The sequence below is a fragment of the Spirillospora albida genome (assembly GCF_000718255.1).
In the GTDB taxonomy this organism is placed as follows: domain Bacteria; phylum Actinomycetota; class Actinomycetes; order Streptosporangiales; family Streptosporangiaceae; genus Spirillospora; species Spirillospora albida.
Map to the genome: position 1 here is coordinate 113,637 of NZ_JOFJ01000006.1, position 14,417 is coordinate 128,053.

At 74.6% G+C, this 14,417-nt stretch carries 13 protein-coding genes and 1 tRNA gene; 5 read left to right on the plus strand and 9 right to left on the minus strand.

Translation table 11 applies throughout. The features are described from left to right. The first annotated feature begins 146 nt into the window (after positions 1-146). Complete coding sequence (locus IE99_RS0110790; protein ID WP_425423814.1) at positions 147-2,129, plus strand: ABC transporter ATP-binding protein; 1,983 nt, start codon at positions 147-149, stop codon at positions 2,127-2,129. Here IE99_RS0110790 and IE99_RS0110795 read toward each other — a convergent pair. Continuing rightward, positions 2,105-3,043, minus strand: coding sequence for a sulfotransferase (locus tag IE99_RS0110795; protein WP_030167643.1), 939 nt, complete (start codon positions 3,041-3,043; stop codon positions 2,105-2,107). The two genes, IE99_RS0110790 and IE99_RS0110795, sit on opposite strands and share 25 nt — an antisense overlap. A gap of 104 nt (positions 3,044-3,147) precedes the next feature. Between IE99_RS0110795 and IE99_RS0110800 the strand changes: the two genes are divergently transcribed. The 3 genes from IE99_RS0110800 (at position 3,148) to IE99_RS0110810 (ending at position 5,891) form a co-directional block, all read left to right on the plus strand. Beyond that, a complete protein-coding gene (locus IE99_RS0110800; protein WP_030167646.1) occupies positions 3,148-3,909 on the plus strand; it encodes an SIR2 family NAD-dependent protein deacylase in 762 nt (253 codons plus the stop codon). A gap of 90 nt (positions 3,910-3,999) precedes the next feature. Next, positions 4,000-5,004: a S66 peptidase family protein gene (locus IE99_RS0110805; protein WP_342666206.1), complete on the plus strand. Its 1,005-nt coding sequence runs from the start codon at positions 4,000-4,002 to the stop codon at positions 5,002-5,004. After that, the gene (locus IE99_RS0110810) at positions 5,001-5,891 is read left to right on the plus strand and encodes a hypothetical protein (RefSeq protein WP_030167652.1); all 891 of its coding nucleotides are present in this window, start codon (positions 5,001-5,003) and stop codon (positions 5,889-5,891) included. The genes IE99_RS0110805 and IE99_RS0110810 overlap by 4 nt, the downstream gene beginning before the upstream one ends. Here the strand turns inward: IE99_RS0110810 and yczE are convergent. Further along, complete coding sequence (gene yczE / locus IE99_RS0110815) at positions 5,819-6,538, minus strand: membrane protein YczE (protein WP_030167655.1); 720 nt, start codon at positions 6,536-6,538, stop codon at positions 5,819-5,821. The two genes, IE99_RS0110810 and yczE, sit on opposite strands and share 73 nt — an antisense overlap. 82 nt (positions 6,539-6,620) lie before the next feature. On the opposite strand from yczE, the gene yczR reads away from it, so the two are divergent. Continuing rightward, the gene (gene yczR / locus IE99_RS0110820; RefSeq protein WP_051712376.1) at positions 6,621-8,090 is read left to right on the plus strand and encodes a MocR-like transcription factor YczR; all 1,470 of its coding nucleotides are present in this window, start codon (positions 6,621-6,623) and stop codon (positions 8,088-8,090) included. Positions 8,091-8,102: 12 nt separating this feature from the next. Here the strand turns inward: yczR and IE99_RS0110825 are convergent, their stop codons facing one another. The 7 genes from IE99_RS0110825 to IE99_RS0110855 all read right to left on the minus strand — a co-directional run bounded on the left by IE99_RS0110825 (position 8,103) and on the right by IE99_RS0110855 (position 14,412). Next, complete coding sequence (locus IE99_RS0110825) at positions 8,103-8,540, minus strand: CBS domain-containing protein (RefSeq protein WP_030167661.1); 438 nt, start codon at positions 8,538-8,540, stop codon at positions 8,103-8,105. Between the two features lie 68 nt (positions 8,541-8,608). Then, on the minus strand, positions 8,609-9,616 hold the full coding sequence (locus tag IE99_RS0110830; protein ID WP_211258777.1) for an alpha/beta fold hydrolase: 1,008 nt from the start codon (positions 9,614-9,616) through the stop codon (positions 8,609-8,611). Between the two features lie 160 nt (positions 9,617-9,776). Then, complete coding sequence (locus IE99_RS0110835; RefSeq protein WP_030167667.1) at positions 9,777-10,712, minus strand: metal-dependent hydrolase; 936 nt, start codon at positions 10,710-10,712, stop codon at positions 9,777-9,779. Between the two features lie 195 nt (positions 10,713-10,907). Beyond that, the gene (gene fdhD / locus IE99_RS0110840; RefSeq protein ID WP_030167670.1) at positions 10,908-11,720 is read right to left on the minus strand and encodes a formate dehydrogenase accessory sulfurtransferase FdhD; all 813 of its coding nucleotides are present in this window, start codon (positions 11,718-11,720) and stop codon (positions 10,908-10,910) included. Positions 11,721-11,745: 25 nt separating this feature from the next. After that, positions 11,746-12,372: a trimeric intracellular cation channel family protein gene (locus IE99_RS0110845; protein ID WP_030167673.1), complete on the minus strand. Its 627-nt coding sequence runs from the start codon at positions 12,370-12,372 to the stop codon at positions 11,746-11,748. A 92-nt stretch (positions 12,373-12,464) separates the two neighbouring features. Continuing rightward, positions 12,465-12,557, minus strand: a tRNA-Sec gene (locus tag IE99_RS0110850). Positions 12,558-12,567: 10 nt separating this feature from the next. Then, entirely contained in the window at positions 12,568-14,412 is a 1,845-nt protein-coding gene (locus IE99_RS0110855; protein WP_030167676.1) for an AMP-dependent synthetase/ligase, read from the minus strand. Positions 14,413-14,417: the final 5 nt, after the last annotated feature.

A 14,417-nucleotide genomic window follows, 5' to 3' on the forward strand; every position in this document is an offset into this window, starting at 1 on the left:
GGTACGCCGCGCCGATGCGCGAGCGTCCCGGCCCGGGGTCGCGGCCGGGCCGGGATTTCGCCGTGAGCGGAGCGGGGAAGAATCCCCGGCGGCTGAGATGCTTACGTGATTACGTAATTCGCGAACCGCTCGGAGGCGCTGTGGGCATGCCGGGAATGCCGGGCAACGGCTGGCAGGTGATGGCCTCGTTCCGCCGGGACGGGTCCGTCACGCGGCAGAAGCTCAAGCCCGGCACGGTCCGGCGCATCGCCGGCTACGCCCGGCCCTACGTCCGCGAGCTGGTCCTGTTCCTCGCGCTGAACACGATCGCCGCGGTCACCGTCGTCGCCAACCCGCTGCTGCTCAAGGCGATCATCGACCGGGGCATCGTGCCCGGCGACCGCGCCGTGGTGGTCTGGCTCGCGCTCGCCGTCGCCGGGCTCGCCCTGGCCGAGGCCGTCCTGAGTCTCGCCCAGCGCTGGTACTCCGCGCGGATCGGCGAGGGGCTCATCTACGACCTGCGCACGCAGGTGTTCGGGCACGTCCAGCGGCAGCCGGTCGCGTTCTTCATGCGGGCGCAGACCGGCTCGCTCGTCAGCCGCCTCAACAACGACGTCATCGGCGCGCAGCGCGCCCTCACCACCACGCTGTCGTCGGTGGTGTCGAACGTGATCAGCCTGGTGCTGGTGCTGGTCACGATGCTGATCCTGTCCTGGCAGGTGACGCTGATCGCGCTGCTGCTGCTCCCCGTCTTCATCCTGCCGGCCAAGTGGGTCGGCAAGCGGCTGCAGCGGATCAGCCGCGAGCAGATGCAGCTGGACGCCGAGATGAGCTCGCTCATGACCGAGCGGTTCAACGTCGCGGGCGCGATGCTCGCCAAGCTCTACGGCCGTCCGTTCGAGGAGGAGGTCAACTTCGCGCACCGGGCCGCCCGCGTCCGCGACATCGGGATCGTCGCGGCGATGTACGGGCGGGTGTTCTTCACCGCGCTGACCCTCGTCGCCGCGCTCGCGACCGCGATGGTCTACGGCGTCGGCGGCGTCCTGGTCGTGGACAACGGGTTCCAGCTGGGCACGCTCGTCGCCCTCGCCACGCTCCTCACCCGCATGTACGGGCCGCTCACCGCGCTGTCGAACGTGCACGTGGACGTGATGACCGCGCTCGTGAGCTTCGACCGCGTCTTCGAGGTCCTCGACCTGAAGCCGCTGATCCGCGACCGCGAGGGCGCCCGCCCGCTCGGCGAGGCGGTGGACGCCATGGACCCGGTGGACGCCGTGGACGCGGCGGATCAGGTCGGCGGCGGGCAGCGCGACGCGCCCGAGATCCGGTTCGACCACGTCCGGTTCGCCTACCCGTCGGCGGAGGAGGTGTCGCTGGCCTCGCTGGAGTCGATCGCCCGGCCCGACACGGCCCCCGCGCGGGAGGTGCTGCACGACATCGACTTCACCGCGCGGCCCGGCGAGCTCGTCGCGCTGGTCGGCCCGTCCGGCGCCGGCAAGTCGACGATCACCCACCTGGTGTCGCGGCTGTACGACGTCTCCGCCGGCGCGGTCCGCGTCGGCGGCGTGGACGTCCGCGACGTCACCCTCGACTCGCTGCGCGCCACCGTCGGCGTCGTCAGCCAGGACGCGCACCTCTTCCACGACACGATCCGCGAGAACCTCCGGTACGCCCGGCCGGACGCCGAGGACGACGAGATCCGGGCCGCCCTCGACGCGGCCCAGATCGGCGGTCTCGTCGACGCGATGCCCGACGGCCTCGACACGGTCGTGGGCGACCGCGGCTACCGGCTGTCCGGCGGCGAGAAGCAGCGCCTCGCGCTCGCCCGCCTGCTGCTGAAGTCCCCGTCGGTGGTCGTCCTGGACGAGGCGACCGCGCACCTCGACTCGGAGTCCGAGGCGGCCGTCCAGCGGGCGCTGCGCACCGCCCTCGCGGGCCGCACGTCCCTCGTCATCGCGCACCGCCTGTCCACGATCCGGGAGGCGGACCAGATCCTCGTGATCGAGGACGGGCGCGTCGCCGAGCGCGGCCGGCACGAGGAGCTGCTGCTCCAGGGCGGCCTGTACGCGGAGCTGTACCGCACCCAGTTCGCCCGGTGGGACGACGGCCCGGACGGGGCGGAGGCTCAGACCTCGCTGCTCAAGTCGTAGCCGAGGCGGCGGAGCTCGTCCCCGGCGACCTTCTCCACCTGGGCGGTCTGGCGGGCGGTGAGGCGCTCCCGCCAGGACCCGACGCCGGGGTCCTCGGCGTCTCGCGACCGGGCCCGCACGAGCCCCGCCGGTGCGGGCAGGTCCGCGCCGAGGAAGTCCCCGATGCCGGCGGTGACGCGGCGGGGCCGCGCGACGAGCTCCTCGTAGCGGACCGTGTACAGCTGCTCCTCCGGCACCTGGCGCCGCAGGCGGGCGCTCAGCCGGATCGAGCCGCGCCAGCGCAGCGCGCACTTCACGGCGGTGGCGGCGCGCGGCCACCGGTTGCGGTCGGTGTGGTCCTCGACGCCGTAGAAGGCGTTCGGGAAGACGGTGTCGAGGTTGTCCAGGCCGGGCTTGAACCAGGCGAGGCAGCGCTCGTCGTCCAGCATTCCGGCGACCGCGTCGCGGCCGTCCCGGATGATCTGGAGGAACTGGGCGTCGGGGAACGCGTCCAGCAGGACGTCCGCGCTGTAGATCAGGTCGGGGGAGGCGTCGGCGTAGCGGACGACGCCGTGCGGGTCCGTGCACGGATCGGGGAGCTCGGGGGCGGTCTCGGGCGGCGGCAGCCCGGACAGCGCCCGGCACTCGGCGGGGCACTCCGAGCACGCCCGCGCGGAGATCTGCCACGCCTCGGCGAACGCGTCCCGCAGCACCCGCGCCGCGCCCCGGCCGCGCCGCTCCGCGATCCCCGGCTGCCGCGCGAACGCGTAGGCCGTCCGCAGCACGGCGGGGCGGCCCATGGTCAGGTGGAATCCGGGCGCGTGCTTCACCGCGCGCGCCAGCCGGTCCGTGCCGGAGTGCGGGGCGCCCAGGACGAACACCGGCCGGCGGACCTTGGTGCCGTTGATCACCAGGATGTGCGGGGTGGACCTCATACCGGGGCCCAGTCTGGCACCCCGTGCCCGCCGGGAGCCCCGTGACCCACCGGGCGCGCCGTGATCGGGTCGTGCCGGGTCCGTCCCGGCCCTAGCCTGGAGCCATGGACGCTCCCCGCAGCCTCGCCGCGTTCCTGCCGTCCGTCCGGGCGATCACCGTGCTGACCGGCGCCGGGATATCGACCGACAGCGGCATCCCCGACTTCCGCGGCCCCGAGGGCGTGTGGACGCGGGATCCGCAGGCCCAGCGGCTCTCCACCATCGGCGCCTACCTCGCCGACCCGGAGGTCCGCCGCCGCGCCTGGCGGTCCCGCCGCGACCATCCCGGGTGGCACGCCGAGCCGAACGTCGCGCACGAGGCGCTGGTCGAGCTGGAGCGGGCGGGGCGGCTGCGCGCCATCGTCACGCAGAACATCGACGGACTGCACCAGCGGGCGGGGTCCGGCGCGGTGATCGAGATCCACGGCACCATGCGGGACGCGGTGTGCCTCGCGTGCGGGCGGCGCGTCCCGATGCCGGAGGTCCTGGCCCGCGTGGACGCCGGGGAGGACGACCCGCTGTGCACCGAGTGCGGCGGCATCCAGAAGTCCGCGACGATCTCCTTCGGCCAGTCGCTGGAGGGGGACGTCCTGGACGCGGCGATCCGGGCGGCGCGGTCCTGCGACCTGTTCCTCGCGGTGGGGACGTCGCTGACCGTCCAGCCCGCGGCGGGCCTGTGCCTGGAGGCCGTCGAGCACGGCGCGAAACTGGTGATCGTCAACGCGCAGGAGACGCCGTACGACGAGGTCGCCGACGCGGTGCTGCGCCGGCCCGTCGGCGAGACGCTGCCGAGGCTTGCCGGGCTGGTGCTCGGCACGGGACGATGATCTGTTGGCGGGTCGTGACCCGGCACCCCTTCCGCGGGCGCGCGGATCCTGACAAGCTTTGACCGGCGCGGTGCGAGGAGGGGGATCGGGTTGAGGAGCGGGGGTTCCCGCGCGGCGGCGATCGAGGGGGACGCCGGCGCGCCCGCCGGCATGCGCCGGTACGGGCGGCCGTACCCGCGGTTGCGCCCGGGAGACCGGGTCGCCGTCGTCGCGCCCAGCGGCCCCGCCGATCCGGCGCGGCTGGAGGCGGGCCGCGCGCTGCTGCGGTCCCTGGGCCTCAAGGTCGTCACCGGCGCGCACGTGCTCGACCGGGCCGGTCTCGGCGATCCGGAGCGGAACGGTCCCGGGCGGCTCGCCGGGCCGGACGCCGACCGCGCCGCCGATCTCATGGACGCCTGGTGCGACCCCCGCGTCCGCGCGGTGGTCTGCGCGCGGGGCGGCTACGGCGCCACCCGCGTCCTCGACCACCTCGACTGGGCGGCGCTCGCCGCCGCCGGCCCGAAGATGCTGCACGGGTCCAGCGACATCACCGCGCTGCACGCCGCGTTCGGCGCGCGGCTCGGGATCACGACGTCGTTCGGCCCGATGCCCGCGGGCACCCTCGCCGCGGAGCCGGGCGACGGCGCCACCCTCGGCGGTCTCCGCGCCGCCCTGTTCGGGGACGTCCCCGCGCCCCTGAGCGGCACGCACGCGCTCGTGCCGGGCCGGGCCGAGGGGCCGCTGACGGGCGGCACCCTCACGCTCCTCACCGCCCTTCTGGGCACGCCGTACGCGCCGCCGCCCGCCGCGGGCCGCGTCGTCTTCCTGGAGGACGTCGCGGAGGCCCCCTACCGGGTCGACCGGATGCTCGTCCAGCTCCTCCAGTCCGGCTGGTTCGGGGGCTGCGCGGGGATCGTGCTCGGCTCGTGGGAGGGCTGCGGCGACCCGGCCGAGCTCGCCGACGTGCTCGCGGCGCGGCTCGGCCCGCTCGGCGTCCCCGTGCTCGCCGGGGTCGCGGCCGGACACGGCCCGCGGCAGCTGACCCTGGAGCTCGGCGCGCCCGTACTCCTGGACGCGGGAGCCCTCACCCTGGACGCGCCGGGAGGTATGCGATGAGAGGCCGTCATGCCCGTCCCGGCCCCTGGGACGACGGGGCCCTGGACTCGCTGCTCGTCCTGGTGGCCGAGAGCCTCGGCTACGCGTGCCGCCCGGTGCCGGGGGACGTCGTGCTGCTGGAGGGCGCCAACCGGCTGCACATCAGCATGCGCAACCTGCGGCAGCTGGCCCGGCTGGTCCCCCGCGACGACTGGCCCGCGCTGGTCTCCGACCATGTCACGACCGTCGTCACGGCGATCGAGGAGCCCCTCGACCTCAGCGACTTCGACCTCGCCCAGCACCTGCTGCGGACCCGCATCTACCCGGCGGAGGCCGACAACGGGGCGCTCGCGGCCCGGCCGTTCGCGCCGGGGCTGATCGAGGCGGTGGTCGTCGACACGCCCACCACCGTCCGGACCGTCACGACCGCCGAGATGCGCGGCTGGCCGGTGAGCGGCGACGCGCTGTTCATGATCGGCCGCTCCAACGTGCGGGCCGACGGCCCGCTGCAGGCCGACGAGCAGGATCTCGGCGGCGTCCGGGTCTCGATCCTGCACGGCTGGACGTTCTATGCCGCGACCCACCTGGCGTGGCTGGAGGAGTACCTGCCGCTCGGCCCGTACGGCGCGCTCGTCATCGCGCCGAGCCGCAGCATGATCGTCGCGCATCCGCTGCGCTACCCCATGGTCGACCCGCGCGCCCGGTACCGCGCCGCCGTCGCGGCGGCGCACGAGCTGCAGGCGCAGGCCCACCGCGGGTACGAGGAGGGGCCGGGCTCGCTCAGCCCGCACCTGTACTGGTGGCGGGCCGGCGAGCTGACGGTGCTGGAGACCCGCTACGAGGACGGCGCGCTGATCCTGCCCCGGGAGTTCGCGTCCGTGCTGGCGACGTTCGCGGCGGAGCGCTGACGGGGCGCCTCGCGGTCGCCGTGGCCGGCGGGGCCCTCCGGGTCGCGGCCGGGTCGCGGCGCTATCGTGAGGCGCGGCAGGAACAGCTGGGTGAGCGGCCCGATCGCGAGGGCGTACAGGACGGTGCCGGCGCCGACCGTCCCGCCCAGCAGCCACCCCACCGCGAGGACGGTCACCTCGATCGCGGTGCGGGCCGCGCGCAGCGAGTGGCCACGGGCGGCGAACCCGGTCATCAGCCCGTCGCGGGGGCCGGGGCCGAGCCCGGCGCCGATGTAGCATCCGCCGCCGAAAGCGCCCATGAGGATGCCCCCGCCCAGGTACCCCCAGGCGATGCCGGTGGCGCCCGGGGCGGGCAGCAGCCACAGGAACAGGTCGGCGAACACGCCGATGAAGACGACGTTGCTGAGCGTGCCGATCCCGGGCCGCTGCCGCAGCGGGATCCACAGCAGCATGACGAGGGCGCCGACGATGACGATCCACGCGCCGATCGACAGCCCGAAGCGGCGGGACAGGCCTTGGTGGAACACGTCCCACGGGTCGTTGCCGAGCCCGGACGCGACCTGCAGCGCGATTCCCAGCCCGTACAGGGCCAATCCGATGTACAGCTGGACGAGGCGCCGTGCCATCCGGGGTCGTATCAGGGCCATTTGCCACTCCTTCACGGTCATCGCTCCATCCTGACCGTGAATGGACTGGTTATATAGGGCCAATCATGGGAAAGTGGCCCTCATGGTGACCCGGTATGTGAGCGGCCCCCAGCTGGCGCGGCTGCTCGGCGACGTCCCGCGCGAGCGTCCCGTCTACGGCGCGCTGGCCCGGTCGGTGCGCGCGCTCGTCCTGGACGGGCGGCTCGCGCTGCGCACCCGGCTGCCCGCCGAGCGGGACCTCGCGTCAGCGCTCGGCGTCAGCCGCACCACCGTCACCGCCGCCTACGACCTGCTCCGCGAGGAGGGGTACGTCGAGAGCCGGCAGGGCGCGGGGACCTGGACGGCCCTGCCGCCGGTCCGGATGTCGATGACCGAGCCGCGCGGCGGCCCGCCGACCGGCGGCCGGTTCGGGCGCGCCTACCCGGCGCCGGACGACCCGGAGTTCATCGACCTCGGCTGCGCCACCCCGGGCGCGCCCGCCGCCTTCGGGGAGGCGGTCGCGGCGGCCGTCGCGGAGCTGCCCCGCTACAGCACCGGCCCCGGCTACGAACCGGCCGGACTGGCGTGCCTGCGGGAGGAGATCGCCGCCGGGTACGCGGCCCGCGGCATCCCGACCCGGCCCGACCAGATCGTCGTGACGACCGGCGCGCAGCACGCGTTCACGCTGCTCGTCCACACGCTCGTGGAGCCCGGCGACGCCGTCCTGGTGGAGCGGCCCACCTATCCGCACGCGCTCGGCGCGCTGCGCCGCCGCGGCGCCCGGCTCGTCACCGCCGGGGTGAACGAGGGGTGGGACCTGGAGCTGATCGCCGGGACGATGCGGCAGGCCGCCGTCCGGATGGCGTACACCATCCCCGACTTCCAGAACCCGACCGGATTCCTCATGTCCGGCGCCGACCGGGCCGCGCTGGTCGACGCGGCGCGCGGCGCGGACGCGTTCGCCGTGACCGACGAGACGTTCGCCGAACTGGCCCACGACCCGGACGCGCCCGCCGAGCCGCTCCTCGCGTCCTACGACACCGGCGGCCGGGTCATCTCGGTCGGGTCGGCGTCCAAGCTGTTCTGGGGCGGGCTGCGGATCGGCTGGATCCGCACGACCGCGCCGCTCGCGCGGCGGCTCGTCCTCGCCCGGGAGCCGTTCGACATGGCGAGTCCCGTCCTGGACCAGCTGATCGTGGCGGAGCTGCTGCGGCGGGTGGCGGAGGTGCGGGAGGAGCGGGCGGCGGCGCTGCTCGCGAGCCGGGACGCGCTCGCCGCGGCGCTGCGGGAGCGGCTGCCCGGCTGGGCCTTCCGGCTGCCGGACGGCGGCATGTCGCTGTGGGCGCGGATCGGCGCCCCGGTGGCGACGCGGCTCGCCGAGGCGGCCGAGCGGCACGGCGTCCGCGTGGTCCCGGGCCCGGTGTTCGCCGCCGACGGCGTGCTGGAGGACTACGTGCGCCTGCCGTACGTCCTGCCGCCGGACGCGCTGCGCACGGCGGTGGAGCGGCTCGCCGCCGCCTTCCGCGAGGTCGAGGCGGCGCCGGCCGCGCGCCCCCTGCCCGCCTACGTCTGAGGCGGGCGGGGGTCAGGTCGCGGCGCGCTGGATGTAGCCGACGAGGTGCTCGCGCTCGTTCTCCAGCTCGTCGATGGCGCTCTTGACGACGTCGCCGATGCTGACGATGCCGACGAGCCGCTCGTCCTGCACGACCGGCAGGTGCCGGAACCGGTGCTCGGTCATCACCCGGCGCAGGTCGTCGACGTGCTCGTCCGGTCCGCAGGTGCGGACCTCCGCCGTCATGATGTCGGCGACCGGCCGGTCGAGCAGGGCCGCGCCCTGCTCGTGCAGCCGCCGGACGACGTCGCGCTCGGACGCGATGCCCGCGATCGACGTGCCGTCGGGCGACACGACCGCCGCCCCGATGTTGTGCTCGGCCAGGACGGCGAGCAGTTGCCGGACGGTGGCCTCGGGGGAGACCGTGGCCACCGCTTCTCCCTTCCGGCGAAGGATGTCGCGAATCCGCATGTCCTCAAGGTCGCATGTTCGGCCGGGCCTGGAAACCCCCTGGCGGTAAAGGGATCCGGGTTATTGGATCATCGGCGGGCCGCCGCGCGGGCGGCGCGCGCCGCGGCGGCGGGCGACCGGCGCCGCGGCGCCTTCCGGACGCCGTGGGGCGCGCGCTCCGGGTCGGCGGCGGGCAGGCCGCCGATGACGCGGGCGATGTGCTCGCCGGCCCAGCGGGCGACGGCCTCGGGGTGGCTGCGCGTCACCCAGTGCCCGGCGTCGATCGTCCGCAGCGTCAGGTTCGGGACGCGCTCCGCGAGGCCCCCGACGAGGTGCGGCGACACGAACAGGTCCCGCGTGGGGACGATCACCTGGGTGGGGATCTCGGTGCGCCGGTCGCGGGGCCGCCGCAGCCGCTCCGCCATGTTCGCCCGGTACAGCCCGACGCCCGCGGCGCCGTCGCGCGGGAGCGTCCGCGCGGGGTGGCCGGGCCTGGCGGGGACGCCCTCGCCGAGCTCGAGCGCCCGGGTGAACGGGGTGGCGAGGCCGGCGCGCCACAGCGCCTCGGGCAGCACCGGCGTCTGGAAGAAGTAGATGTACCAGGACCGCAGCCCCTGGCCGAGGGCGCGCGCCAGGTTGCCCGGGGTGGGGCGGGCGAGGAGCCGCCGCGTCCAGTGCGCGGCGTGGTCGAGGCACGGGCCGGAGATCGACGTGAAGGACGCGAAGCGCTCCGGCATCGTGCAGACCGCCTCCCACGACTGGATGGAGCCCCAGTCGTGCCCGACGAGGTGGACCTTCTCGCGGTCCCGCGTGGTCGCGTCGAGGACGGCCGCCATGTCGGCCATCAGGTACGCGAACGTGTAGCGGCGCCGCCCGTACGGCCGGGACGACGCGCCCGCGCCCCGCACGTCGTACCGGACCACGTGGTACCGGCCGGCGAGCCCGTCGGCCACCTCGTCCCACACGGCGTGCGTGTCGGGGTAGCCGTGCACCAGCAGGACGGTCGGCCGCGCGGGGTCGCCCTGCTCGAAGACGGCGAGGTCGACGCCGTCGCCCCGGACGCGCCGCCGCCGCTTCGGGTGGGTCGGGGTCGTCATGCGGATGCCTCCCGGGCTCTATTGGACACGGTGTTAACCAATCGTCTCCGGGGGCGCCCGGTCAAGCCCGCGCGTCCGGTGACCCTCGCCACCCGCGCGACGACGCGGGAGGCCCGCACCGGCGTCCGGTACGGGCCTCGCGGGAGGGGGAGCGGGGTGCTCAGTACGGGTCGTAACCCCCGGCCTGCGCGGCCGGTGACTTCAGCAGGTACTCCAGCGCGCGCGGCGTCGAGCAGATCTGCGAGGGGTGGTGGCCGGGCTTCAGGTAGACGGGGGCCTCGCCGAGCAGCAGCTTGAAGATGCCGGGGACGTGGCCGAGCCGCACCGAGCGCCGGTACGCGCGGTACACCCGCGGGAACGTGACCCGCTTCTTGATCGTCGGGTCGTGCCTGAGCAGGTACAGCGAGCCGCCGATCAGCGCCCAGTACAGGAAGAACAGCGACACCAGCCACGCGGCGACCCGGGTCGCGTAGCCGCCGCCCATCGCCTTGTAGACGTCGAACACGACCGACCGGTGCTCGACCTCCTCGGCGCCGTGCCAGCGGAGCAGGTCGAGCATGGTCGGGTCCACGCCCGCCTTGTCGAGCCGCTCGTTGTCCATGATCCACTGGCCGAGGACGGCGGTGTAGTGCTCGATCGAGGCGACCGCGGCCAGCTCGAACCGCAGCCGGCGCCGCCACGCCCGCGGGTTCTTCGCCTTCAGCTCCTCCATCTGCCTCGGCCGGTCGGCGTTGCCCCGGGCGGCCGGGCCGGTGATGCGGGAGACGTCGATGCCGTTGCGCTCGAGGATCTGGTCGAGGACGCCCTGGTGCGAGCGGGCGTGCACCATCTCCTGGCCGATGAAGCCGCGGATCTCCTCCAGCAGCCGCTCGTCCTTGATGTGCGGCCGCGCGTCCTTGACGCACTGGATGAACCACTTCTCGCCCTCGGGCAGGACGATGTGGAACGAGTTGATGATGTGGGTGGCGACCGGGTCGCCGGGGATCCAGTGCATCGGCGTGGCCGACCAGTCGAAGCTGACCCTCCGTGCCTTGATCGGGGGATGGCGCTCGTCGATCCCGGACGCCGGTCCGCCGGTGGGCAGGGGCTTCGTCATTCCCTCTCCTCGCTTCGCGGGGGTAACAAGGTCGCGGGGGAGCGCGCCGCGCCCGCGCGCCCGGCTCCGGGCGCCGCAGTCCGCACCAAGGTCGACAGTCAACTCCTGTGAACGGGGGGTTTCTTGGTGCGGGAACAACAAGTCGCCGCCCGCAAACCATCGCCGGATGATAAGTGACAGTGATCGCTGGCAGGATCAGCCGGTGATGCGCTCGGCCCCCGTGTAGACGTTCATCGACGCCCCGCGCAGGAACCCGACCAGGGTCATGCCGGCGTCCTCGGCCAGCTCGACCGCCAGCGACGAGGGGGCCGACACCGCGGCGAGCACCGGGATCCCGGCCCGCGCCGCCTTCTGCGTCAGCTCGAACGACGCGCGGCCGCTCACCATCAGGACGTGCCCGGCCAGCGGCAGCGGCCCGCGCCGCAGCGCCCATCCGATCACCTTGTCGACGGCGTTGTGCCGCCCCACGTCCTCGCGGAGCGCGCGCAGCGCGCCGCCCGCGTCGAACAGGCCCGCCGCGTGCAGGCCGCCGGTCCGGTCGAAGGCCCGCTGCGCCGCCCGCAGCCGGTCGGGCAGGGCGGCGAGCGTCGCCGGGGTGAGCCGGACGCGGTCCGCCGCGATGTCGTGGGGCCGCGTCACCCGCAGCGCCTCGATGCTCGACTTGCCGCACACCCCGCACGCGCTCGTCGTGGTGAACGCGCGGGTCAGCGACGCGTCCGGGAGCGGCACGCCGGGCGCGAGCGCCACGTCCAGGGTGTTCTGCTCCTCGGTGCCGGCGCAGAACCGCATGGACGCGAGGTCGCCCGCGCCGCCGATGATCCCCTCGGCGGCGAGGAACCCGGCGGCGAGGTCGAAGTCGTGGCCGGGGGTGCGCATCGTGATCGTGAGCGGCGCGCCCGCGACCCGGATCTCCAGGGGCTCCTCCACGGCGAGCGTGTCGGGGCGCCGCCCCCGCGCCCCGGTGGTGCTCAGGCGCAGCACGGGCCTGCGCACGGTGATCCGCCCCATGCCTGGACGGTACCCGGCGCACCTGTCATTCGGGCACCCCGCGGGGGCGCGGCGTCCGCCAGGAGAACCGCATCGCGAGGACCCGCAGCGAGAACGCCAGCGCGGCGGCTCCCGCGGTGACGGCGCCCTCCCGCAGCCCCGCCCCGGCCCCGCCCGCGGTGACGGCCGCCCCCATCATCGCGGGCAGCGCGTACAGCTGCCGGTCGTACAGGACGACGGGGATCTGCCCGGCCAGGACGTCCCGCAGGATGCCGCCGCCGACCGCCGTCAGCACCCCGAGCAGCACCGCGTGCAGCGGCGACAGCCCGTGGTGCAGCGCCTTCAGCGTCCCGGTCGCGCAGAACAGCCCGAGCCCCGCCGCGTCGAACAGCAGGACCGCGGGCAGCAACCGCGCCACCTGCGGATGCCAGAAGAACACGAGGGCGGACGCGGCCAGCGGAACGAGCACGTACCCGGTGCTGGTGAACGCGGCGGGCGGCACCGCGCCGATCAGCACGTCCCGCACGACGCCGCCGCCGAGCGCGGTGGCCTCGGCGAGCATGACCATCCCGACGACGTCCATCCGCCGGCGCACGGCGGTGAGCGCGCCGGACACGGCGAACACGAAGATCCCCGCCAGGTCCAGCAGCGCCGTCACGCCCGGACCCGTCACCGGCCCCCCTCGTTCGCGCCCGCCCCGACGGGTCCACGCTACGCTCCGGCCCGGCCGTCCTCGCGGGCGGCCGGGCACCGGAACGCAGGCGGCGGAGGCGTACGGGAATCGAACCCGCCGTCCCGAGATGCTCGGGACCGCCGGCTTTGAAGGCCGGGGAGGCCACCAGGCGCTCGCACGCCTCCGGGCCGCAGCCTAACCCTCGTAGAGGCCGTTGATCACATCGTCGTACTTGCCGTGCACGACGCGGCGCTTCAGCTTCAGGGTCGGGGTGAGCTCCTCGCTCTCGGCGGTCCACTCGGCGGGCAGCAGGCTCCACTTCTTGACCTGCTGGACGCGGGCGAGCCGCGTGTTGGCGTCCGCGACGGCCTTGCCGACCTCCGCCAGGACGAGGGGGTGCTGGGCGAGCTCCGCCAGGTCGGCGTTCTCGATGCCGTGGGCGGCGGCCCAGACGGGCGCGACCTCGCCGTCCAGGGTAATGAGCGCGACGACGTAGGGGCGGCGGTCGCCGAACGCGAGGGCCTGTCCGACGAGCGGGTGCTCCTTGAGCATGTTCTCGATCATGGAGGGCGCGATGTTCTCGCCGCCCGCCGTGATGATGAGCTCCTTCTTGCGGTCGACGATCCGGAGGAAGCCGTCCTCGTCCAGCTTGCCGATGTCGCCGGTGTGGACCCAGCCGTCGCCGTCGATGAGCTCGGCGGTCGCGTCCGGGCGGTTCAGGTAGCCGGGGGTGCAGGTGGCGCCGCGCACCAGGATCTCGCCGTCGTCGCCGAGCTTCAGCTCCACGCCCATGAACGGGCGGCCGACGGTGCCGAGCTTGAAGCAGTCGGCGAGGTTCGCGGTGATGGCGCCGGTCGTCTCGGTCATGCCGTAGGCGTCGAAGATCTTCAGCCCGAGGCCGGCGAAGAAGCGGGCGACCTCCACCGGCAGCGGCGCGGCGGCGCTGGACGCCTGGGCGACCCGGTCGAGCCCGAGGAGCGCGCGCATCGGGGTGAGGACGGCGGCGTTCGCCTTCTCGAAGGCGGCCTCGACCTCGGGGGTGAGGGTGTTGCCGTACTCCTGCGCCGTGACGTAGGCGCGGCCCGCGTCGAGGGCGGCGGCGACGGCGGCCTTCTTCGCCTCGTCCTGCTCGGCCGACAGCACCGCCTGGATGCCCGCCATGATCTTCTCCCAGACGCGCGGGACGCCGAAGAACGAGTGCGGCCGCACCTGCGCCAGGACGGACGTGAGCTGCGCCGGGTCCGGGCAGAAGTGGATATGGGACGCCAGGTTGATCGGCAGGTAGTAGCTGAGCACCCGGTCGGCGATGTGCGCGAACGGCAGGTAGGAGACGCCGTGCGGGTGCTCGGGCAGGACGGAGGTGCGCCGCACCATCTCCGACTCGTGCAGCACCATCGAGTGGGTGATGCGCACGCCCTTGGGGTCGCCGGTCGTGCCGGAGGTGTAGAGCAGCGTCACCGTGTCCGACGGCCGCACCGCCCTCCAGCGGCGGTCGATCTCGCCGGCGTCGGCGGCGAGCCGCTCGCGGCCGAGTGCGGTGAAGGCGTCCCAGGTGAGGAAGCGGTCGTCGTCGGCGGGACAGGCGGCCGCGTCCACCACGACGATCCTGCGGAGCTCGGGGAGGCGGTCCAGGACGGGCAGCCAGCGGCCGACCTGGTCGGCGCCGTCCAGCACCGCGTACTTCGCGGAGCAGTGGCCGGCGACGTAGGCGACCTGGTCGGGCGCGAGGGTGGCGTACACGGTGGTGGGGGTGCCGCCCGCGTGGACGGCGCCGAGGTCGGCGAGGACGTGCTCGGACCGGTTGGGCATCATCAGCGCGACGACCTCGCCCGGCTCCAGGCCCAGCGCGGCGAACGCGGCGGCGCTCTCCAGCGCGCGCGTCCGGGTGCCGGCCCAGGTGAGGGTCCGCCATTCGTCGCCGACCCGGTCGGAGTAGGCGGGCAGGTCCCCGTGCCGCTCCGCGGTGTCGGCCAGCGTGGTGCAGATCGTCCGGCCCTCGACGGCGCGGTCCAGATCGGCCCGCTGCTCCTGGATGCCCATGCTCG

Excerpts from the sequence above, each read along its gene's own strand:
- yczR (WP_051712376.1), top strand. The coding sequence starts at position 6,621 with ATGGTGACCCGGTATGTGAGCGGCCCCCAGCTGGCGCGGCTGCTCGGC.
- IE99_RS0110795 (WP_030167643.1), bottom strand. The coding sequence starts at position 3,043 with ATGAGGTCCACCCCGCACATCCTGGTGATCAACGGCACCAAGGTCCGC.
- IE99_RS0110790 (WP_425423814.1), top strand. The coding sequence starts at position 147 with ATGCCGGGAATGCCGGGCAACGGCTGGCAGGTGATGGCCTCGTTCCGC.
- IE99_RS0110825 (WP_030167661.1), bottom strand. The coding sequence starts at position 8,540 with ATGCGGATTCGCGACATCCTTCGCCGGAAGGGAGAAGCGGTGGCCACG.
- IE99_RS0110835 (WP_030167667.1), bottom strand. The coding sequence starts at position 10,712 with ATGACGAAGCCCCTGCCCACCGGCGGACCGGCGTCCGGGATCGACGAG.
- fdhD (WP_030167670.1), bottom strand. The coding sequence starts at position 11,720 with ATGGGGCGGATCACCGTGCGCAGGCCCGTGCTGCGCCTGAGCACCACC.
- IE99_RS0110810 (WP_030167652.1), top strand. The coding sequence starts at position 5,001 with ATGAGAGGCCGTCATGCCCGTCCCGGCCCCTGGGACGACGGGGCCCTG.
- IE99_RS0110855 (WP_030167676.1), bottom strand. The coding sequence starts at position 14,412 with ATGGGCATCCAGGAGCAGCGGGCCGATCTGGACCGCGCCGTCGAGGGC.
- IE99_RS0110830 (WP_211258777.1), bottom strand. The coding sequence starts at position 9,616 with ATGACGACCCCGACCCACCCGAAGCGGCGGCGGCGCGTCCGGGGCGAC.
- IE99_RS0110800 (WP_030167646.1), top strand. The coding sequence starts at position 3,148 with ATGGACGCTCCCCGCAGCCTCGCCGCGTTCCTGCCGTCCGTCCGGGCG.
- yczE (WP_030167655.1), bottom strand. The coding sequence starts at position 6,538 with ATGGCCCTGATACGACCCCGGATGGCACGGCGCCTCGTCCAGCTGTAC.